Annotated in this window: 17 protein-coding genes; 8 read left to right on the top strand and 9 right to left on the bottom strand. The window is 66.8% G+C overall.

From position 1 onward, the window contains the following. The first annotated feature begins 87 nt into the window (after positions 1 to 87). Positions 88 to 2,130, top strand: coding sequence for a cytochrome c oxidase assembly protein (locus V3G39_11345; GenBank protein XAS75259.1), 2,043 nt, complete (start codon positions 88 to 90; stop codon positions 2,128 to 2,130). Then, positions 2,117 to 4,369 (top strand): heavy metal translocating P-type ATPase, encoded by a 2,253-nt coding sequence (locus V3G39_11340; protein XAS75258.1) that lies wholly within the window; start codon positions 2,117 to 2,119, stop codon positions 4,367 to 4,369. The genes V3G39_11345 and V3G39_11340 overlap by 14 nt, the downstream gene beginning before the upstream one ends. Before the next feature lie 33 nt (positions 4,370 to 4,402). On the opposite strand, the gene V3G39_11335 is transcribed toward V3G39_11340, so the two are convergent. Genes V3G39_11335 through V3G39_11320 form a run of 4 tightly spaced genes read right to left on the bottom strand, consistent with a single transcriptional unit; the run spans position 4,403 to position 9,009 of the window. Continuing rightward, positions 4,403 to 5,734 carry a DNA polymerase IV gene (locus tag V3G39_11335; GenBank protein ID XAS75257.1) on the bottom strand — a complete coding sequence of 444 codons (1,332 nt, stop codon included), beginning with the start codon at positions 5,732 to 5,734 and terminating at the stop codon, positions 4,403 to 4,405. 25 nt (positions 5,735 to 5,759) lie between these two features. Further along, positions 5,760 to 7,868, bottom strand: coding sequence for a DEAD/DEAH box helicase (locus V3G39_11330; protein ID XAS75256.1), 2,109 nt, complete (start codon positions 7,866 to 7,868; stop codon positions 5,760 to 5,762). A gap of 34 nt (positions 7,869 to 7,902) precedes the next feature. Next, entirely contained in the window at positions 7,903 to 8,685 is a 783-nt protein-coding gene (locus tag V3G39_11325; protein ID XAS75255.1) for a lysophospholipid acyltransferase family protein, read from the bottom strand. A 9-nt stretch (positions 8,686 to 8,694) separates the two neighbouring features. After that, positions 8,695 to 9,009, bottom strand: coding sequence for a hypothetical protein (locus tag V3G39_11320; protein ID XAS75254.1), 315 nt, complete (start codon positions 9,007 to 9,009; stop codon positions 8,695 to 8,697). Between the two features lie 64 nt (positions 9,010 to 9,073). On the opposite strand from V3G39_11320, the gene V3G39_11315 reads away from it, so the two are divergent. Further along, complete coding sequence (locus V3G39_11315; protein ID XAS75253.1) at positions 9,074 to 10,090, top strand: LLM class flavin-dependent oxidoreductase; 1,017 nt, start codon at positions 9,074 to 9,076, stop codon at positions 10,088 to 10,090. Between the two features lie 34 nt (positions 10,091 to 10,124). Here the strand turns inward: V3G39_11315 and V3G39_11310 are convergent, their stop codons facing one another. The 3 genes from V3G39_11310 to V3G39_11300 are packed head-to-tail and all read right to left on the bottom strand — an operon-like array spanning position 10,125 to position 12,555. After that, entirely contained in the window at positions 10,125 to 10,958 is an 834-nt protein-coding gene (locus tag V3G39_11310) for an RNA methyltransferase (protein ID XAS75252.1), read from the bottom strand. Beyond that, positions 10,955 to 11,722 (bottom strand): sulfite exporter TauE/SafE family protein, encoded by a 768-nt coding sequence (locus tag V3G39_11305; GenBank protein ID XAS75251.1) that lies wholly within the window; start codon positions 11,720 to 11,722, stop codon positions 10,955 to 10,957. The genes V3G39_11310 and V3G39_11305 overlap by 4 nt, the downstream gene beginning before the upstream one ends. Before the next feature lie 47 nt (positions 11,723 to 11,769). After that, positions 11,770 to 12,555 (bottom strand): ABC transporter ATP-binding protein, encoded by a 786-nt coding sequence (locus V3G39_11300; protein ID XAS75250.1) that lies wholly within the window; start codon positions 12,553 to 12,555, stop codon positions 11,770 to 11,772. A 34-nt stretch (positions 12,556 to 12,589) separates the two neighbouring features. On the opposite strand from V3G39_11300, the gene V3G39_11295 reads away from it, so the two are divergent. Beyond that, positions 12,590 to 13,348, top strand: a complete 759-nt coding sequence (locus V3G39_11295) for a hypothetical protein (GenBank protein ID XAS75249.1) — start codon at positions 12,590 to 12,592, stop codon at positions 13,346 to 13,348. 80 nt (positions 13,349 to 13,428) lie between these two features. On the opposite strand, the gene V3G39_11290 is transcribed toward V3G39_11295, so the two are convergent. Both V3G39_11290 and glgA read right to left on the bottom strand, forming a co-directional pair. Beyond that, positions 13,429 to 14,229 carry a DUF559 domain-containing protein gene (locus tag V3G39_11290; protein ID XAS75248.1) on the bottom strand — a complete coding sequence of 267 codons (801 nt, stop codon included), beginning with the start codon at positions 14,227 to 14,229 and terminating at the stop codon, positions 13,429 to 13,431. 75 nt (positions 14,230 to 14,304) lie between these two features. Beyond that, the gene (glgA, locus tag V3G39_11285; GenBank protein ID XAS75247.1) at positions 14,305 to 15,516 is read right to left on the bottom strand and encodes a glycogen synthase; all 1,212 of its coding nucleotides are present in this window, start codon (positions 15,514 to 15,516) and stop codon (positions 14,305 to 14,307) included. Between the two features lie 89 nt (positions 15,517 to 15,605). Here glgA and glgC point away from each other — a divergent pair, with 89 nt between their 5' ends. The 4 genes from glgC (at position 15,606) to cphA (ending at position 22,025) form a co-directional block, all read left to right on the top strand. Then, a complete protein-coding gene (gene glgC / locus V3G39_11280; GenBank protein XAS75246.1) occupies positions 15,606 to 16,853 on the top strand; it encodes a glucose-1-phosphate adenylyltransferase in 1,248 nt (415 codons plus the stop codon). Further along, positions 16,850 to 18,124, top strand: a complete 1,275-nt coding sequence (gene serB, locus V3G39_11275) for a phosphoserine phosphatase SerB (protein ID XAS75245.1) — start codon at positions 16,850 to 16,852, stop codon at positions 18,122 to 18,124. Before glgC ends, serB begins: the two co-directional genes overlap by 4 nt. Positions 18,125 to 18,201: 77 nt before the next feature. After that, positions 18,202 to 19,086: a cyanophycinase gene (locus tag V3G39_11270; GenBank protein XAS75244.1), complete on the top strand. Its 885-nt coding sequence runs from the start codon at positions 18,202 to 18,204 to the stop codon at positions 19,084 to 19,086. Positions 19,087 to 19,169: 83 nt separating this feature from the next. Further along, positions 19,170 to 22,025: a cyanophycin synthetase gene (cphA, locus tag V3G39_11265; protein ID XAS75243.1), complete on the top strand. Its 2,856-nt coding sequence runs from the start codon at positions 19,170 to 19,172 to the stop codon at positions 22,023 to 22,025. Position 22,026: the final 1 nt, after the last annotated feature.

Raw genomic sequence — 22,026 nt, 5'->3', positions numbered from 1 at the left:
CGCGCCGAGGGCTTGCGCGACGGGAGTTGTACAGTTAATGAATGTTTCGGACCCGCCTGAGGATCGTTCGATCGGTGCCGCGCACGCGTGACTGAGTCCGCGTCTGCCCCGGTAATACCGACCTTCTCCGCAGTGCGGGTGTTGGCGCTCCTGGTCATACCTCTGGCTCTCGTACTCCTGTCTGTGGCCCGGCTCGGCGCGGCGGGGTATCTGCCCATCGAGTTGCACTTTCCAGGCACGGCGACTGCGTTGACCAGCGCCGCCCTGCAGCTCGTTGCGGGTGTCTCAGCAGCCTGCTGCCTCGGCTGGTGGGTCCTGGTCGTCTTCATCACCCCCCGCCGTGGACGGGACCGGATGGTCCTGGGGGCGCACCGCGAATTCAGGCCGATGTTCTGGACCGCGTTGCTCTGGGGTGCAGCCAGCACCGCCCTGGTTGTCGTCGACGGTTCGGACGCCGCAGGGCGGCCGTTGAGCTCCCTGGCACGGGGGGGAACGGTCGGCTCACTGATCCACGCGAACGAGCTGCCCCGGGCCTGGATCGTGGTCGCGGTCTGCGCGTTCGCGATTGCCGGGCTCGCTCTGCTGATGTCATCGTGGGACTTCGTACCGCTCGTCGTGATCCTGGGGTTCGTGGCCGTCCTCGCACCGGTCGTGATCACCCAGGTGCTGATCGGACCGAACCACGACTACGGCAGCGATCTGGCAACCATCGGCACCCCGACCTTCACGGTGCTGGCCGGAGTACTGATTGCGCTCAGATGCGGGGGGCACATCCTCACCGTCGAACCACTGGCCCAGGTCCGAGTGCGACGCGTGGTGCTGATCGGCGCCGCCGTCACCGTGCTCACCGACATCGGCGTCGCATGGTTCGAACTGGCAGGCACCGCCCCGTGGTCCAATGCCACCGGCCGGTGGTTCATCGCCCGTGATCTGCTGATCCTCGCCGCCGCAGGTTTCGCGGTACGGCGAACTCGGTTCTCATCACCCGGTAAGCCGGCTGATTCGGCCGGCTCCGCTGCCCGCTCACTGCCCGGACAGTCACTGACCGGGCAGCTGCAGGACGGCGCTGCTGCCCTGCTGATCCTGCTGGCCATCGCGGCCACCGTGGTCCGTCAGCGCATTCCCTCACCCCAGTACTTCGTGCCGACCAGCACCGCTCAGAAGTTCTTCGGCTTTGATCTGAGAACGACGCCGCATCTGTTTGAACTCGTCTTCGACTGGCGCATCAACATCTTGTTCCTCGTGATCAGCGTGGTGGCGATCGTCGCTTACCTGCTGGGAGTGCTCCGACTGCACCGAAGGGGTGACCACTGGCCACCGGGACGCACCGTTGCATGGATCTGCGGATGGGTCGTCGTCGTCCTGACGACCTCCAGTGGACTGGGCCGATACGCCGGGGCCGTCTTCAGCGTGCACATGGCACTTCACATGAGCCTGAACATGCTCGGTCCGCTGCTGATGGTGCTGGGAGGGCCCACAACGCTGGCATTACGTGCCACCAGGAGCCACGCGCGGAGCGAGCCGGCGGGGCCGCACGAATGGCTCACCGTGCTGTTGAAGTCGCGCTTCCTGAGCTGGCTCTACAACCCGCTCGAAGTCTTCGCGGTCTTCATCCTGTCCTACTATGTGCTCTATTTCAGCCCCCTCTTCGCCGACACCCTGCGCTTCCAGTGGGCCCATCAACTGGCCTATCTACACTTCATCCTGGCCGGTTACCTGTTCTACGGGCTGACGATCGGGGTGGACCCTCCACCGCGGACTGTGCCCTACCTCGGCAAACTCGGGCTGATCCTGGCCGCCATGCCGTTCCACGCCTTCTTCGGGGTCATCGTCATGACCCGCGACACCGTGATCGCAAAGTCCCTCTACACCTTTTTGAACGAACCGTGGATGACGGACCTGCCGCACGACCAGTACGTCGGCGGCGGAATCGCATGGGCTGCAGGCGAGTTCCCGTTGGTCATCATCATCATCGCCCTGGTCATGCAGTGGTCGCGACAAGATGCGCGGGTGGCCAAGCGTGTCGACCGACACCTCGACTCAGGGGCCGACTCATCGTTCGACGCCTACAACGAGATGCTCGCCCGGATGGGCGCACCGTCGAAGGGACCAGTCGATGACGACCGTTGACCAGCACCCGGACGTCGAGCAGGACCGACTGGAGCTGGACGTCGGCGGCATGTCCTGCGCAGCATGCGCGAACCGGGTCGAGCAGAAGTTGAACAAGCTGCCGGGTGTCTATGCCTCGGTCAATCTCGCCACGGATCGTGTGGTGGTAACCGGCCTGGGGGATGGCGATTCTGCAGTCGCTATCGCCGCCGTGGAGAGCGCGGGCTACACCGCGGTCCTGCACAACCCGGACGACGACGAGTGGACCCGTCGGGCCTCACAGATGCGCCTGAGCGGGCTTCGTCGGCGCCTGGCGGTATCGGCCCTGCTCACCGTTCCGCTGTGCGACCTGACGATCCTGCTCGCGCTCGTGCCAGGGTTGCGATTCAACGGGTGGCAGGCGTTGTGCGTGCTACTGGCCATCCCGATCGTGACGTGGGCGGCGTGGCCGTTCCACAAGGCGACGTGGCGCGGGTTGCAGCACGGCGTCCTCAGCATGGACACGCTGGTCTCACTGGGTGCGCTGGTGTCCTTCGGGTGGGCGTTGTACGCCCTGCTGGTGCACCCGTCAACGACACCGGGCTACTGGCTGGGCTTCGGATCGACCCCCGCCGGCGCCGACGCCATCTACCTCGACGTCGCTGCGGGCATGGTGACCTTCCAGCTCGGCGGCCGGTATTTCGAAACCCGCGCCAGGGGCCAGGTGGGTGATGTCATGCAGGCCCTTGCCTCCCTTGCGGTCAAGCAAGCACGCATCCTCAAAGACGGAATCGAACGTCTCATCCCCACCGAACAGCTGCAGACCGGCGACCGGTTCGTGGTCCTGCCCGGTGAGCGGGTGGTAGCCGACGGCGTGCTGGTGGCCGGTGGCGGCAGCATCGACACCAGCGCGATGACCGGCGAGTCGACGCCCTCAGAAGTGGCCGACGGCGAACAGATCATCGGTGGGACGACAAATCTGACCGGCCGGCTGGTCATCGAGGCGACCGCCGTGGGACAGCGCACCCGGCTCGCGCAGATGGCAGCGATCGCCCAGGAGGCCCAGCGGCGCAAGTCCCGGGCCCAGAAGCTGGCGGACAGGGTGACGGGCTACTTCGTACCCGTCGTCATGCTGATCGCGCTGGGAGTAGCCATCGGCTGGTGGTTCGGATCCGGAGCCGACGCCGCCCTCGCGAACGGGGTGGCAGTCCTGATCATTGCCTGTCCGTGCGCGCTCGGTCTGGCAACACCCACCGCGTTGATGGTCGGTATCGGGCGCGGTGGACAACTGGGCATCCTCATCAAGGGTCACGACGCACTGGAGGCCAGCGGTCGCATCGACACGGTGGTCTTCGACAAGACCGGTACCCTCACCACCGGCCGGATGCGGGTCCAGCAGGTCGAACTGCTCGACGAGATGTCGCAGGTGGATGTCGTGCGGTACGCCGCCGCGCTGGAATCGGCATCGGAACATCCGATCGCTGCGGCGGTGGTGCGGTACGCCGAACCCATGGTCGGACGCCCCACTCCCCCGGAACTGTTCGAAGCGTTCCCCGGTGCGGGAGCCGTGGCCACGATCGACGGACTGCGCTGCGTCATCGGAACAGCAGACCTGTTGGAACGCCATGCGGTGGCGTTCACCGGCCCGGCGCAACTCGCCGTTGCACGGGCTGCCGGCGAGGGAAACAGCGCGGTGCTCCTGGCGGTCGACGGGCGTCTCGTCGCGGTGCTCGCGATCAGCGATACCGTCCGGACGTCGGCAGCACCCGCAGTGCAGGCACTGCACGAGATCGGCTTACACACCGTGCTCCTGACCGGCGACTCACTGCAGACGGCGACCGTCGTGGCCGGCCAGCTGGGTATCCAGGACGTGTATGCCCGGGTGCTGCCGGACGACAAGGCCGCTCGCATCGAGGCACTGCGAGCCGAAGGTCGATGCGTCGCGATGGTCGGTGACGGCATCAACGACTCGGCCGCTCTCGCCACTGCCGACCTCGGGATGGCGCTGGTCCGCGGAACGGACATCGCGATGAAGTCGGCTGACATCATCCTCGTCCGGGACGAACTACGGGTCGTCGTGGACGCCGTGCAACTCGCCCGTCGCACGCAACGCACCATTCGCGGCAACCTGGTGTGGGCCTTCGCCTACAACGTGGCGGCGATCCCTATCGCGGCTGCAGGTCTGTTGAACCCGCTCATCGCGGCGGCCGCGATGGCGATGAGTTCGATGCTGGTCATTTCCAATTCGCTGCGGCTGCGCAACTTCGCACCGCACCGATGAGCGCATTGCGTTGTGCGCGGCGCGCGCCAGCACTCACCACGAGGGAGGAGCTGAAGGGTGCAGGTCCGGATCGTCGGTCGCGAAGGTTCTGACCGGTCCGGGCGGCGTGCGCGGTCCTTCGAACCGCACCGTCACGCGTCCGGCGCCGCTGCCCCACACCCATCCCGCGCCGTGCACGCTGTGCCGGACGTCGTGCCCGGTCCGCCATTCTGCAGCGCCGCGCATTGCCGTGGCCACCGGCTGCTCCGCGGTGTGAACATCGGCTGCGCTGACCGGCTCCGCATCATCTCCCGTGCCGAAATCGAGCTGTTCCTGGGCGTGGGTCGTGAATCCGGAGACACCGACGCCGAGGAGGCGCAATCCGTCGGAGACGTCGACACCGTCCAGCAACCGTTGGGCTGTGGTGCTGATCACCGGCAACTCCCCCGTCGGGTGCGGCAATGTCGCCGAGCGCGTCGAGGTGGTGAAATCGTGCTGGCGCACCTTGATCGTCACGGTGCGGGCGAAGGCCCCACTGGCCCTCAACCGGTCGGTGATGCGTTCGGCCATTTTTGCCAGCTCTGCAGCCAACACCCGCGCGTCGGTCACATCGACCTGGAAAGTCTCCTCCGCCGAGACACTCTTCGCTTCCCGGTCGACATCGACCGTTCGGTCGTCCTGCGCCCGCGCAAGTCCGAAGATGCCGTGACCATGGGCAGCTCCGAAGATGCTGACCAGATCCGGTTCGCCCATCCGCTGCAGGTCGGCCACCGTCTCTACCCCGAAGGTCCGCAACCGCGCGGCGGTGGCGGGACCGATCCCGCCGATCGCCCGCACCGACAGTGGTTCCAGCACCCGCAACTCATCCCCCGGCGCGACCACCACCATCCCGTCGGGCTTGTCCAACTCCGACGCGATCTTCGCGAGCATCTTGGACGAGGCCACACCGGCGGAGGCGGTCAGTCCGCCGGTTGCGCCCGGTATGTCATCCAGCAACCGGCGGACCCGGCCTGTCACCGCGTCGAGCGTCAGCTCGATGCCGGCGCCGGCCAGGTCCACGTACGCCTCGTCGACCGAGACCTGCTGCACGATGGGTGACAACTCGTGCAGCAGCGCCATCACCGCCTCGCTGGAGCGGGTGTAGGCAGCGAAGCGCGGTGCGAGGAAGGCAGTGCCGGACGGGCACAACCGCCGGGCGACAGCGGTGGGCATGGCGGATCGCGCGCCGTAGGCACGCGCCTCGTAGGACGCCGTAGCGATGACACCTCGGTATCCTGTGCCGCCCACGCAGACCGGCCGACCCTGCAGCGACGGCTTGTCGCGCTGCTCGACGGCTGCGAAGAAGGCATCCAGGTCAAGATGCAGGATGCTGGCGGTCGTACGCACCACCCCATTGTCCGTCAGCCGGGGCTCATACGGTGCGGTGGATAAGGAGCGGCAGTACTGCGGCTGCGCCGGCCTCGCGCAGAGTCGCCGCGGCGACAGTGACGGCCCAGCCGGACCGGGAGGCATCGACGACGAGCAGCACGGTGCGCCCGTCGACGGCCGGCGGCGGGCCTGCGGCGAACGCTGTTCGCCATGCCGCCGCTTCGTCCGGTGATGTCAGGTCCTTGACGTCGGGGCACGGGACGCTCCAGTGCAGATACTCCATCCGGCCCACGGCGGCGAGCTCTGTTGCGAGTGAGGCGGTCAGCTCAGGATGCCCAGCCACCGGGGCACCCACGATGACGTCGGGACGGCGCGACCAGTCACCCTTCCAACCGGAAAGGACCGCGATGGCCGCGTCCCGCAACTCCGGCGGGGCAACAGCGTCGTGGCGTAGCGGTCCGGCGATCAGGTCGCCCCACTCCGCTGCGTCAGCATGCACCAGCACCCGGCCGACTGCTGCGCCGAGTGCCGGCGGGATCCGGCCCCGCGCTCCGAAGGCGCCACCCGGCCACATCTTCCGAGGCTCCAGCAGTTGCTGGTCCGCCCGCAGCACCACGGCGAGATCCCGCACGGTGCCCGGTTCCGCCTGCTCGACCCATCCCTGTGGCAGCCGCCCTGTACACACCGAACACCGTCCGCACGGTTGCGCCGCCGGGTCGTCCAGCGACTCCTGCAGCAGCGCCATCAGGCACTGCTCGCCGGCGATGTAGGAACGCATGATGTCGGCCTCCCGCCGACGACCGGCCAGGACGCCCTCGTAATGCGCTGCATCGAAGGTCCAGTCCTTGCCGGTGGCGCTCCACCCGTCGGTGCCACGACTGACCACTTCGTCGACGGCGAGCTGTTTCAACAACAGTTCGATCTTGCCGCGTCGAAGGCCCGTCTCCGCCTCCAAAGCGGGCACGGACCGAGGCGAGGAAGCCTCGCGCAACGCCGCAAGCAGCTGGCGGACGTCCGGCTCGCGCGGGATCGTCGCCGTCGCGAAATACTCCCAGACCGACTCGTCACCGGCCGATGGCAGCAATGCGACCGGGGCGTGCTCAATGGCGCGACCCGCACGACCCACCTGCTGGTAGTAGGACACCGGAGAAGGCGGCGCACCCACATGCACCACAAAACCGAGATCCGGCTTGTCGTAACCCATCCCGAGTGCAGAGGTCGCCACCAGCGCCTTGACCTGCCCTGCACGTAAGGCATCTTCCAGCCGCTCCCGCTCACCGGCCTCCAGCGCGCCGGTGTAGGCCGCGACGATGAGATCGTCTCGGTCGGCGTACCGCGTGCGCAGCGCCTGCGTGAGCCGCTCGGCGTCAGCGACCGTGAGGGTGTAGATGATGCCGGACCCGGGCAGCCGCGGCAGATGGTCCACCACCCACGCGTAGCGCTGCAGGGGTGCCATGCTGGGTAAGACGGCGAGCTCGAGGCTGGAGCGGGCCAGCGGTCCCCGTAGGACCGTGGTCCCGGCGCCGAACTGGGTCGCGAGGTCCTGCACCACGCGAGAGTTGGCCGTCGCCGTGGTCGCCAGCACGGGAAGGTCGGGATGAACCCGCTGCAGGATGTCGGCAACCCGCCGGTAGTCGGGTCGGAAGTCGTGTCCCCAGTCCGACACCGAGTGGGCTTCGTCGATGACGACCAGCCCGAGACGCCCGGCCAGTGACTGCATCACCCGGGCGCCGAAACCCGGGTTGGCCAACCGCTCCGGCGAGACCAGGATCAAGTCGAGCTCGTCGGCACCCAGCTGCTGCTCGATGGAGCTCCACTGCTCGATGTTGGAGCTGTTGATGGTCGCGGCCCGCAGACCCGCTCGCGATGCCGCAGCGACCTGGTCGCGCATCAACGACAGCAACGGCGACACCACCAGCGTCGGACCACGACCGACACGGCGGCTCCAGGCAGTGGCTATCCAGTACACCGCGGACTTGCCCCAGCCGGTGGCCTGCACGACCAGCACACGAGCGCCGGGCCGGGTCAGTGCGTCCAGCGCCTCCCCCTGACCCTCCCGCAGCTGCGCGTTCGGGCCGGCCAGCGCCGTCAGCACCTCGACTGCTACGTCACGGATATCTGGATCGAGCGCGGTGGCGGGTTCTGGGGTCACGGTTCGGATTGTGCCCCCGACCTCTGACAAGTGCTCAGGACCTGCCAGATTTCGCGGCTGCTCTGGCCCTTTTTCTGGCCAGTCGGTCGGCCCGTTCGCGTTCGTCCAGTTCCTTGGCGCGCTCCAGGGTCGGGGCGCTGCCACCCAGCCGGGCGGGCAGAAAAACGAGATCTTCGCCGGACATCGCCGGGTAGGACTCCTGCACTTCGCGCAACATCGTGTCCATCACCGACTTGACGCGTACCGATGTCTCTTCGACATTCGTGCCCCGTGGCACCTCGATCGGAGTGCCCACGCTGATGACGATCGGTACGTGACGCCGTTTACCGACAGCCTTCGGGTGGTCTTTGGTCCAGGTCCGCTGGGTGCCCCAGAGCACCATCGGAATAACCGGTACCCGGGCGGCCTGCGCCATCCGCGCCGCGCCGGATTTGAACTCTTTCAACTCGAACGACCGGGAAATGGTCGCTTCGGGGAACACCCCGATCAACTCACCGGCCCGCAGTGCTTTGACGGCTTCCCGGAACGCGGTCGCGCCCGCCTCCCGATCGACCGGGATGTGCTTCATACCGCGCATCAGAGGACCGCTCACCTTGTGATCGAAGACCTCTTTCTTGGCCATGAACCGGACCAGCCGGTGCACGTCGTGGGCAGGTATCCCTGCGTAGGCGAAGTCGAGGTATCCGATGTGGTTCAGCGTGATGACCGCGCCGCCCGTAGTGGGAATGTTGTCCGCGCCGATCCGGGTGATGTCGTTACCCTGCAGCCAGAACAGCGTCCGCGCTGCCGCGACGATCGGTCGGTAGACGGGTTCCATCCGGTCAGACTAACTGCGATCGGACAAGGCCCAGGCGCTTGCGGCGCTGACTGCTGCCGCTCCCAGCACGGCCGGCCACGCACCGACTTTCTTGGCGAGCGGATGCGAGGCGCCGAACGAGAGCACGTAGATGGCACCCAGGCCGGCAGCCGTCGCAGGGCCGGACCTGGTGACCCACGTGCGCGCTGCGTAACCTCCGGCCGCGGCGAGGAGGATGCCTCCGAGCGGGCGGATACCGGTCTCGCGGGCGGCGACGTAGCCGCCGACCAGGCCGGTGGCGACGATGGGGGCGGTCATGACGGTCGAGGCGTCTTTCAGTTGCATGGTGGGAGCCTAACGAGCATGTAGGGGATGGAATGAGCGGCTTCCCGAAGATGTTCGACAAACTATGAGTAGTAGTGACATCGCCCTGTCCGTGCTGGATCTGTCTCCGGTGAGTTCCGGTCGCACCGGCGCCGATGCGCTCCGCGAGACAGTTCGCCTCGCGCAGACCGCCGAACGCCTGGGATACGAGCGGTTCTGGGTTGCCGAGCACCACAACCTGCCGAGCGTCACGAGTAGCGCTCCGGTGGTGATGATCGCGACTGTCGCCGCTCAGACCGATCGGATCAGGGTGGGCGCCGGCGGGATCATGCTGCCCAACCACTCGCCGCTGCAGGTGGCTGAGCAGTTCCGGGTGCTGGAAGCATTGCATCCCGGGCGCATCGACCTCGGTATCGGGCGGGCGCCCGGTACCGATCAGCTCACGGCCTACGCCTTGCGTCGCAGCCGGGAGGCGTTGGCAGCAGATGACTTCCCGCAGCAGTATGCCGAGTTGCTGGCCTACGTCGACGGCTTCCCCGAAGGGCACCCGTTCGAGCCGATCAGTGCGCAGCCCGCCGACGTGCCGTTGCCACCGGTATGGATTCTGGGGTCCAGCATGTACGGCGCACAGGCTGCTGCTGCGTTCGGCACTGCGTTCGCCTTCGCGGGCCACTTCGGTGAGGCAGACCCCAGTGAGGCGATGTCCGCGTATCGCGACGGGTTCCAGCCCAGTGGCCGGCCGGGTGCGCTGACCCGACCGCATTCGATGCTCGCCGTAGGGGCGATCGTGGCCGACGACCAGACTGCCGCCGACGCTCACGGCCGCGCCGCCGCGCTGGCGTTGATCCGGTTACGCCAGAACCGGCCCGGCCCGTTCCCGTCTCCGAAGGAGGCTGCCGATCACCACTGGACGGTGGCGGAGGAGACCATGGCCGACCGGATGACCCGGTTCACCACCATCGGCACCGGCGATCAGGTCGCCGACGGTCTACGGGCCCGGGCCACCAGGTGTGGGGCGGACGAGTTGATGGTGACCACGAACGTTCATGACCCGGCGCAGCGTCAGCGCTCCTATGAACTGCTGATGAAGCACTTCCGATAGTCAGCTCCGAGCACCATCTGAAGGTGGTGAATGATCAGGCAGGCCGGCGGGTGGCCCACATCGCCACTGCAGCGGCAGCGGCGACATTCAACGAATCGACATCTCCTGACATCGGGATCTGCACCGTTGCGTCGCTGTACGCCAGCGTCCGCGCCGACAGACCGTCGCCCTCGGTACCGACGACCAGCACGAGTTTCTCGGGCAGCTGCGCAGCCAGCTCGTCGAGGTCGATCGAACCGTGCCCGAGGGCCAGCGCAGCCACGAACCAGCCCTGTCGACGTAGTTCGTCCAGTGCCGTCGGCCAGGGCTCGATCCGGGTCCACGGCACCTGGAACACTGTGCCCATCGATACCCGCACACTGCGCCGGTACAACGGGTCGGCGCACCGAGGGGTCACCAGTACCGCGTCGACTCCGAGGCCTGCCGCCGAGCGGAAGATCGCGCCGACGTTGGTGTGATCGACCACGTCTTCGATCACCAGGACGCGTCGGGCGTCAACGAGCAGGTCGCGATGGGCCACCGGGGCCGGTCGGTGCATCGCCGCGAGTGCACCGCGATGCAGGTTGAAGCCGATCATCGCCTCGATGACGTCGGTATCGGCGATATAGACGGGCACACCGCCCCGGCCCGCCTCTTCGATCAGGTCGGACAGGTCGGTCAACCAGCGGCGGCTCATCAGGAAGGATCGTGGCCGGTGACCCGCGGCGAGTGCGCGCCGGATGACCTTCTCACTCTCCGCCAGGTAGAGCCCCCCGTCCACCTCCAGCAGTTTGCGCAACGCGACATCCGTCAAGGAGAAGTAGTCGCGTACCCGAGGGTCGGACGGGTCATCGATGACGGTGACGTGCCCGGGTATCTCAGCGCTCATCGCAGCAGGTTGACGATGGCGACCACACCGATGACGACAATGAAGGCACGCAGCGCCATCGGAGGCAGCGAACGGCCCACCCGGGCACCGATCAGGCCACCGATCAACGAGCCCACCGCGATCAGTCCTGCCGCGGCCCAGTCGACGTCGTGCCACGCGATGATCAGGAACGTAATGGCTGCAACACCGTTGACGATGGTTCCCAGCACGTTCTTGACGCCGTTCAGTTGCTGCAGCGACTCGGTCATCAGCGCACTCAGGATGCCGATCAGGATGACACCCTGAGCAGCCCCGAAGTAGCCGCCGTAGACACCCGTTGCGTACACCCCGCCCAACAACGCGATACGTCGAGCTCCGGTGTCGGCACTGACGTGGGCAGGCGCGGATTGAAGCTTTCGACTCAGCCACGGTCCGAGAACGACCAGCAGCACACCGATCAGGATCAAGACCGGGACAACCGTTTTGAAAACGCCCGGCGGTAGCACGATCAGCAGAATGGCGCCGGTCAATCCTCCGAAGAACGACATCGGCGCAAGTCGACGTAACAGCGTCTTCAGGCCGCGTAGTTCCTTGCGGTAGCCGTAGGTCCCGGAGAGCCCACCCGCTACCAGACCGATCGTGTTGGAGACGTTCGCCGACACGCTCGGCACTCCAAAGGCGAGCAGGGTCGGAAAGGACACGAGAGTGCCGGAACCGACGACGGTGTTGATGGTGCCCGCAGCCATCCCGGCGAGCAGAATCAAGATGGCATGACTGAGGGGCACTGACGCACCCTATGAGAACAACCCGATAATGACCTAGGTAGGTGCCCTCAGGAGGTCGCGCGCGCCGACCACCGGTCGCCGTGGCGGTCCAGAGCCAGCTTCAGGCCGAAGGTGGCGGTGAGGTTCTCGGCGGTCAGCGTCGTCTCGATGGGTCCGGCGGCCACGACGGCGCCCTCCCGCAGCATCAGGACGTCGGTGAAACCGGGGGGGATCTCCTCGACGTGGTGGGTCACCAGCACCATCGCCGGAGCCTCGGTGTCCTGCGCGAGCGCTGACATGCGACCGATCAGGTCTTCCCTGCCGCCCAGATCCAGCCCGGCCGCCGGCTCGTCCAACAGGAGCAGCTCGGGGTCGGTCATCAACGCCCGGGCGATCTGCACGCGCTTGCGTTCGCCTTCGGACAACGTTCCGTAGCGACGGTCGACCAGATGACCCGCACCGAGCAGGCCCAGCAGTTCGGTGGCGCGACCGTGATCGAGTTCGTCGTAGGACTCGCGCCAGCGGCCGACGATCCCGTAGGAAGCTGTGACCACGACGTCGCGTACGACCTCAGCAGGCGGGATGCGGTCGGCGATCGAAGCCGACGCCAGTCCGATGCGCGGGCGTAACTCGAAGACGTCCACTGCTCCCAACACCTCTGACAGGACCCCGGCGACGCCGCTGCTCGGGTGCATGCGGCCGGCGGCAATCTGCAGCAGGGTCGTCTTTCCGGCGCCGTTGGGCCCGAGTACGACCCATCGCTCCCCTTCTTCGACCTCCCAGTTCACCCGGTCCAACAACTTCTTGCCCGAGCGGACCACGCTTACTTCAGCCAGGGCCAGCACATCGCTCATGGCTACCGACCCTAGGCGACCTACGATGTTCGGCGTGTCAACACTCCCGGCCTCCACGCGTCTGAGTCTCTGGGTGACCGCAGCATGGGCCGGTCACCTCGACCTCGAAGACGCCGTCGGTCGCTCGATGCCGGACATCGACCACGTAGGCGGCGACCTGGATCGGTTGGCCCTCTGGCAGGACCTCGGCGAGCGGGTACTGGGATGTGCCCTGCCTCGACCCGGTGATCTCACCGGCATGCCGCGAGGGGACTTCGCGTTCACCGGCGCTGCGGCAGAGGTCGGCGAGTGCGTCTACGTACCCGCCTTGGGCGGCGCGCTGGTGCCCACGATCGAGACCTACGGGCCGGACGGCGATACCGGCACCCGGGTCACCTGGGCGGCATTCGACTGCGAACCGACGCCCGTCCACCAGTTGGAGAGCCTGCAGGAATCTCAGATCGAACGTGATCTCGCTGACCTGGTGCGTGCGGCAACCCATGCGTTCGAGACGCTGGACGTCAGCCCGTGGGCCGGTTCGACAGCGCGAGCTCAGGTCGACTCCCGGGTGCGGGACCGGGAGTGGGGCCTGCCGCCGGGTCTACCTGGGCGGGCGCATCGCATCCTGGTGCTGGCCGGATCGATCGGTGCCGCGGTCGACATCGCCTTGGAGGAATCCCCTGCCGTCGGCGTCCATGACCTCGGTGAGCGGCACGCGTTGCTGCTGCGCCTGCGTGCCGGCGCCGATCGTGCACTCGCGCAGGCCACCACGTCGTGCGCGCTGGCGCTCGGCGGACTGCGCCCCGCCCGCTGACCCGGTGGCAACGGCTGCAGACTGCCTGCCGAGCCCAGCGGAAGGAGCGGTGGGTCGGCATCCCGGTGAGAGGCCACTATTCAGCATCCGTTCCTTCCGCCAGGCTCGTTTTCATGCCGGGACCCGTTCATCCGTAGGTCCCGCACGCGAACCAACTGCTCAGCGACCCACGTCGGGCGGTGCATCACCTGAGTCCAGGTGAACCGCAAGACCAACCACCCGTCAGCCGTCAAGGCCGTGTAGCGAGCACAGTCGTTGTCGAACCCACCTCTTGTGCCGTGTGTTTCGTAGCCCTCGGCCTCGATCACAATCCTCAACGCCGGATCAGCGAGATCGACGCGAGCCCACTGGGACGGCGTCTCGATACTGAACTGCGGGTGCACGCACAGCCCGTCAACCTCGAGCAATTCCGGTGATGTCACCGCGTTCGCCCGCAACGCCGAGTCGGCCACAGCGAGGGCATCGCCAAAGTCCAGGTCGCGAGCGCAGTCGAGCACCGTGCGGATCGGCTCGGTCACGCCGTCGGCACATTGCTCAATCCCCACATGGCGAAAGAAGAAACGAGGTTGTGTTCCCTTGGTGCTGGGTCTGCGGGCATTCGGCCTGAGGGTGATGAAGGCGGACATCGGCTGATGCTTGAGTGACCAGCCGTGCAGGACTGCGGCACTGAGATGACTGAGCACTCCCCCGGTCTGGGCCCGAAGCGCAGCATGCTGATCGAGACCCGGCGAGACGTAGGTGGCGTACCCGATTCGCACGACCACTTCATCACGGCAGCCCGCCTCGATGCTGCGACGACCTACAGCGGCCTTCAGGTCCGCCCACCGTGCGACCCCGCCGCGCTCGATCATGGCTGCGCGAAGCCTGAGATGATCCGCCATCGCCACAGCGTGCCCGGTGGCACGGCTTCCTCATGGGGTTATGCACAGGTGTGCCCTACATCTGAGCGCACCGCACTACCGGGCCGCCCACTCCCGGTGTACCTGGTCGTATACAGCCTGGGTCTGCTCGGCGATGGCGTCCCAGCCGAACTCGCGGATAGCCCGCTCGCGGCCGGCCCGGCCGCGCGCCCGCGCCCGCTGCGGGTCCGAGACCGCGTCGGTCATCACCCGGGCGAGGTCCGCCACGAACAGATCAGGATCCTTCGGTGTACCGGTGCCGTCCTCGACCTGATCGATGGGCACCAGCCAGCCGGTCTCACCGTCAGCTACAACTTCGGGGATACCGCCGGTAGCGGTGCCCACAACAGCGGCTTCGCAGGCCATCGCCTCGAGGTTGACGATTCCGAGCGGTTCGTAGACGGACGGGCAGATGAATACCGTCGCGGCCGACAGGAGTGCGACAACCTCCTGACGTGGCAGCATCTCGTCGATCCACACGACACCGCCACGCGACTCCTGCAGGCCGGCCACCAGCGCCTGCACTTCCGCGAGAATCTCAGGGGTGTCGGGCGCACCAGCACAGAGCACCAGCTGGACGTCCGGCGGCAGCTGCGCGGCCGCGCGGAGCAGGTAGGGCAGACCCTTCTGCCGGGTGATCCGCCCGACGAACACGACCGACGGCCTGCTGGGGTCCATCCCGTGCCTGCGGGCGATTTCCAGAGCCTGCTCCGACTGGTCGCGCGCCCACAGTCGCGAGTCGATCCCGTTGTGCACGACGTGTACCCGCGCCGGGTCGAGGGCGGGGTAACTACGCAGGACGTCCGCCCGCATGCCATGCGAGACGGCGATGACGGCGGCAGCGTTCTCGTAGGCGGTGCGCTCGACATAGGACGATACGCGGTACCCACCGCCCAGCTGCTCGGCCTTCCACGGCCGCATCGGCTCCAGCGAGTGAGCGGTGATGACGTGCGGAATCCCGTGCAGCAACGATGCGAGGTGGCCGGCCATGTTCGCGTACCAGGTGTGGGAGTGCACGACGTCGGCTCCGACGCAGTCCGCGCTCATCGTGAGGTCGACCCCGAGTGTCTGCAGGGTGGCGTTCGCGTCGGCGAGCTCGGGAAGGTTCGGATAGCCGGTCGTGTCCGGTTCATCGACCGGGGCGCCGAACGCGCGCACCCTCGTCAGGATGCCTGAGGCCCGCAGGGACTTCACCAGCTCGGCGACGTGCACCCCCGCGCCTCCGTAGATGTTCGGCGGGTATTCCTTGGTCAGCAGATCGACGCGCATTCCCGGGACGCTAGTCCCTCTGAGTGGTTCACGCACGGCTCGGTGAGCAGACCTGCCGATCGGACCTCCATGGGCCTATGGTTTGGGCCATGGTTGCCACAGGTGGTCCTAAAGTTCTCGCGATCGTGTTGGCCGGCGGGGAGGGCAAGCGGCTGATGCCGCTGACTGCTGACCGGGCCAAGCCGGCAGTTCCCTTCGGTGGGATCTACCGCCTCATCGATTTCGCGCTGTCGAATCTCGCGAACAGCGGTTATCTCAAGATGGTCGTGCTGACCCAGTACAAGTCGCACAGCCTGGACCGTCACATCAGCAAGTCGTGGCGGATGTCGACCTTGCTCGGCAACTACGTCGCCCCCGTTCCCGCCCAACAGCGGATGGGCAAGCAGTGGTTTGCCGGATCGGCGGATGCGATCCACCAGAGCCTGAACCTGATCTACGACGAGAAGCCGGACTATGTCGTCGTGGTGGGCGCCGACCACGTCTACCGGATGGACTTTTCCCAGATGGTCGCCCAGCACATCGAGTCGGGCGCAAAGTGCTCGGTCGCTGCGATCCGCCAGCCGATCGAGCAGTCCGACCAGTTCGGCGTCATCGAGCTGGAGAAGGGCAGCGACCGCATTGCGGCATTCCTGGAGAAGCCGAGCGATCCCGAGCCGCTGCAGGACAGCCCGAAGGAGATCCTCGCGTCGATGGGCAACTACGTCTTCACCACCGATGCGCTCGTGGACGCCGTGATTCGCGATGGCGACCGCGAGGGGAGCAAGAACGACATGGGTGGTGACATCGTCCCTGACTTCGTCAGCCGCGGCGAGGCCTACGCCTATGACTTCAAGAACAATGTCATCCCCGGAGCCACGGACCGCGACCGCGGGTACTGGCGCGACGTCGGGACGATGGACTCCTACTTCGAAGCCCACATGGACATGGTCTCGATCCTGCCGATCTTCAACATCTACAACTACGAATGGCCGATCCTCACTGACTCCGGCAGCTATCCGCCGGCCAAGTTCGTCCATGGTTCGGCAGACCGGCAGGGCACTGCCGTCGACTCGATGGTGTCGCCGGGCTGCATTGTCAGCGGCTCCAGGGTCGAGCGCTCCGTCCTGTCACCCAACGTGCATGTGCACAGCTTCGGACGCATCGAGGACTCCGTGCTGTTGGACAACGTCAAGGTCGGACGCAACTGCACGATCCACCGCGCCATCATCGACAAGGACGTTGAGGTCCCTGACGGCGTCAGCATCGGGGTCGATCACGACGAGGACCGTAGGCGCGGCCTGACCGTCACTGACAGCGGGCTCGTGGTGGTCGGTAAGGGCACCGTCCTGCAGGCGTGAGCGAGCAGACCGCGCCCGACATCGCGACGACCGCACAGCCGGCTGCCAGCGCCCTGCGGTTCGTCCTGATCGGCCAGGACTCCCCCAGCTGCACAGCAGATCTGGTGGCGGTCGTGGCAAAGCTCGACGAGGACGTGATCGATCTTGCGCAGGGTGCGGTGCATGGATGGCTGACCCTGTCCGTCACCACCACATTGCGCTGCGGACAGGACCGACTGCAGTCCGCGGTCGAGGCTGTCGCCGATCGACACAGCCTCCAGGTGCACGTCGAGTCCCCTTCGGACGACGGGTTGTCGCAGCCGCACCGGGCCGGTCGGGTGTCGGTCGTCGTCATCGGTGCTCCGCTACACGCCACGGCTCTCGGTGCGATCACCTCGGCGATCACTGCGCACGGCGCGCGGATGGACCGGGTTCGTCGGTTGGTCAGCATGCCGGTCACCGGACTGGAGATCGATGTGTCCGGCGCCGACGTGACCGTCCTGGGACCGATGCTGGCCAAGCTGGCGGCAACCCATTCGGTGGACGTCGCCGTGGCACCGGGCGGGCTGGAGCGACGGGGTCGACGGCTGCTCGTGATGGACGTCGATTCGACCCTGATCCAGGACGAGGTGATCGAACTGCTCGCCCGGCACGCAGGCGTTGAGGCGCAGGTCCACGAGATCACCGAGCGGGCCATGGCCGGAGAGTTGGATTTTGCGCAGAGCCTGCACGAACGAGTGGCCACCCTCGCCGGGCTGCCCGAGTCGGTGCTGGACGATGTGCGCCGCGCGGTCCGCCTCACCCCAGGGGCAGCCACCCTCGTGCGCACGGTGCGGCGGCTCGGATTCACCGTGGCAGTCGTGTCCGGCGGGTTCATCGAGATCGTCGGCCCGCTGGCTGCCGAACTCGGTATTCATCACGCGCACGCCAATGCGTTGGAGATCCGGGACGGCCGGTTGACCGGTCGCGTCAGCGGAGCTGTGGTTGATCGCGCTGAGAAAGCCCGCGCATTACGCCGTTTCGCCGACCAGGAAGGGTTGCCACTGTCGCGCACTGTCGCGGTCGGTGACGGGGCGAATGACCTGGACATGCTGGCCATCGCGGGCCTGGGCATCGCCTTCAATGCGAAACCGTTGGTGCGCGCCGAAGCCCACGCGTCGGTCAGCGTGCCCTACCTCGACGCGGTTCTGTATCTGCTGGGTATCTCGCGCGAGGAGGTCGAGGACGCCGACTTGCTCGATGCGCCCGATTCTCTCGATCACGCCGACTCCTTAGACTCGCGCCATGGCTGAAAACCCCACGAAGTTCTCCGCTGCGCTCCGATACTTCGCGGGGGCCCCGATGAAGGTTCTTTCTCGAGGCCCTCTTGATGTCTGATGCACCCCCGCGCTCGTTGCTTATCATCGGAGGCGCGGAGGACAAGGTGGGTCGCGTCACCATCCTGCGACGGTTCGTCCGGCTTGCGGGAGGACGCAAGGCTCGGTTGGTCGTCATACCGACCGCTTCATCGGTGCCTGACGAGGTCGTCGAGGTGTACTCCACCGTGTTCGAGCGCCTCGGGTGTGCAGGCATCGTGTCGGTCGATCCCAAGGACCGTCGCGCCAGCGCGGACGAAGAGCTGGTTGCCCATGTCGATGAGGCGACCGGGATCTTCCTGTCCGGAGGTAACCAACTCAAACTCAGCCAGCTGATCGTCGGTACGCCACTCGGCGCAGCATTGGTACGCGCCTATGAGCGTGGCGCCGTGGTCGCGGGTACCTCTGCAGGTGCTTCGATCATGAGTCAGTTCATGATCTCGATGGGCGACGAAGGTGTCACCCCCCGCCAGCGGTCCAGCCAACTCACCGCCGGGCTGGGGCTGCTGCCGGGCGTCATCGTGGACCAGCACTTCGACCAGCGCGCGCGGTACGGAAGGCTGTTGTCCCTGGTGGCCGGCTCACCGAGCCTGCTCGGCATGGGCATCGACGAGGACACCGCAGCCGAGATCACCGACGGTCGGACGCTCCGCGTGGTTGGGTCAGGTGCGGTGTTCGTCATCGACGCCCGTAACGCCGTGACCGACGCTCATGAGGCCCGTCGTGATGCTCCCCTGCTGGTTACCGGCGCCGTGGTGCATACCTTGCCCTTCGGTGCCACCTTCGACCTCCCGAGTGCAACGCTCACCGAATTCGTGGAGAAACACGCCGATCTCTCGGTCTCATCCAGTCGCGATCGGCACGACACGGCGACTGCTGCCGCGGCACTAAGGCACTGACCATGCGAAGGCACTGACCATGCTGAGGCACTAACCCCACTCGCCCCTGACGCCACCCACCCCAACGACCAGGAGGTTCAGCCGTGTCCACTGAGCGCGCCACACCCACCGAACCCGCCGCCCCCGAGCTGAGGACGGTGTCCGCGCGCGTCTACCGCGGACCCAACATCTGGTCCTACGACAAGGCTGTTCACCTGGTTGTCGATCTCGGAGTGCTCGAGCAGTACCCCACGGACCTGCTCCCCGGTTTCACCGACGGCCTGTTGCACTTCCTGCCCGGTCTGGAGGGGCACACCTGTTCGCGTGGACATCACGGCGGCTTCATCGAGCGGCTGCGTGAGGGCACCTGGGTGGGCCACGTCGCCGAGCACGTTGCACTGCAGTTGCAGCAGCAGGCCGGTCACGATCTACGACGCGGTAAGACCCGAGCGGACCGGTCAGTACCCGGTCGTTACAACGTCATCTTCGGGTATCTGGACGAGCGTGTCGCGCTGGCGGCCGGGCAGCTCGCGATCAGGCTTGTCAATCACCTCGTCCAGGCGGAGCCGGACTTCGATTTTCCGGCCGAGTTGGAGGCTTTCCTGGTTGCCTCGGGCCGGACGGCGTTCGGACCCTCGACCAATGCGATCATCGAAGAGGCCGTCAGCAGGGACATTCCGTGGACCCGCCTCAATCAGGCGTCACTGGTTCAGCTGGGTCAAGGCGTGCACGCTCAGCGCATCAGGGCGACGATGACCTCGCGCACCTCGGCTCTGGCGGTGGACATCGCCGGTGACAAGAGTCTGACCAACGCGTTGCTCGGCTCGGCCGGTCTACCGGTCCCCAGATCGCAGACGGTACGCACCGCTGACGGCGCCGCGCAGGCTGCGACCGAGATCGGATTCCCGGTCGTCGTCAAGCCGTTGGACGGTAACCACGGACGCGGGGTGGTGCTCAATCTACGGTCCGAGGACGAGGTACGCGCAGCCTTCCCGATCGCCGAGGAACAGACGCGACGCGGCATTGTGCAGGTCGAGTCGCACATCACCGGCAAGGACTACCGGTGCCTGATCATCGGTGGTCGGATGGCGGCGATCGCCGAGCGGGTCCCAGCCCATGTCATTGGTGACGGTGAGCACACAGTGCGCGAACTGGTGGAGATCACCAACGCCGACCCGCGGCGCGGAGTAGGCCATGAGAACGTCCTGACCCGGATCAAGATGGATGACGGCGCGCTGGAGCTGGTCCGCTCGCAGGGGCAGGAGTGGGAGAGCGTGCCAGCAGCCGATCAGCTCGTGAAGCTGGCCCTGACCGGCAATATGTCGACGGGTGGGATCTCCGTGGACCGGACCTTCGATGCCCACCCGGACAACATCGAGATCGCCGAGGAAGCTGCGCAGCTGATCGGCCTGGACGTCGCGGGCATCGACTTCATCTGCCCCGACATCACCGCGCCGGTGCGCGAGACGGGCGGCGCCATCTGCGAAGTCAACGCGGCGCCCGGTTTCCGGATGCACACCCACCCGACCGTCGGCGAACCTCAGTTCATCGCCAAACCGGTGGTCGACCTGCTCTTTCCACCGGGCGCGCCGTCGCGGGTGCCCATCGTCGCCGTCACCGGCACCAACGGCAAGACCACCACGTCCCGGATGCTCGCCCACATCATGAAGGGCCTGGGGCGCAAGGTCGGGATGACGTCCACCGACGGCATCGTCATCGACGAGCGTCTGGTGATCCGGGCAGATGCGTCCGGGCCGAGGTCCGCCCGGATGGTGCTGCAGAACCCGCGGGTCGATTTCGCGGTGCTGGAAGTGGCCCGCGGTGGCATCCTGCGCGAAGGTCTGGGTTATGACCGCAACGACATCGCGGTCGTCACCAACATCGCTGCCGACCACCTCGGCCTTCGCGGCGTCGACACCCTGGAGCAGCTTGCAGCGGTCAAGGCCGTCATCGTCGAGGCCGTTCCCCGCAACGGGTTCGCGGTACTCAACGCCGACGACCCGCATGTACGCGCGATGCGTCGCAAATGCTCCGGCACCGTCGTGTGGTTCTCGATGCAGGCTCCGGACAGCCAGATCGGGCAATTCGTCGAGGAGCAGTGCCGGCGCGGCGCCCGCGCTGTGCTGTTGGAGCAGAGCGAACGCGGCGAGATGATCGTGCTGCGTCAGGGGCGGCGCCGGATGCCGCTGGCCTGGACCCACCTGCTGCCCTCCACCTTCGGGGGCACTGCCCGGATGAACGTCGCCAATGCGCTCGCAGCCGCCGGCGCCGCCTTCGCCGCCGGTGCTCCGCTGCACGACATCCGCCAGGGTTTGCGGACCTACACCACGTCCTACTATCTGTCCCCCGGACGGTTGAACCGGCTGGAGGTCAACAGCGCCGAGGTGTTCGTCGACTACTGCCACAACCCGCCCGGGATGGAGAAACTGGGCGAATTCGTCGACGGGTACGTCGAGCAACGGCAGAAGGCGCTGGATCACCGCATCTCCCGCATCGGGATGATCGGTGCAGCCGGTGACCGACGCAACGAGGACATCGAGGCATTGGGCGAGATCGCTGCTCAGCACTTCGACGTCATGGTGGTGCGTGAGGATGAGAACCTCCGACGGCGGGCTCCGGGTGAAGCAGCCGAACTGGTGGTCCGCGGCGCACGACGGGCCATGGACCAGGGTGCTCGCTGTCGACAGGTCACCACCGTCACGAACGAATCGCAGGCGGTGCGTCACGCGGTGCTGTTGGCCAACGCCGGCGACCTGGTGATGCTCTGCGTCGACCAGCATGCCGCAGTGCTCGCAGAACTGGAAGACTTCACCCACCAGGCCAACCCCGGTTCCCGTACGGATGAGTCGCAGCCCGGGGATCCGGATCTGGACCCGCAGCAGTTGGCCGACGATGCGCAGAGCACCTACGCCGAACAGGAAGCCGAGCGTCGCGAGGCCATCGAACCGCAGGCACCCTGAC

This window comes from Dermatophilaceae bacterium Sec6.4, from assembly GCA_039636865.1.
Lineage (GTDB): Bacteria > Actinomycetota > Actinomycetes > Actinomycetales > Dermatophilaceae > Allobranchiibius.
Note: the sequence above shows the minus strand (reverse complement) of the source record. Positions and strands in the feature narration are given on the sequence as shown.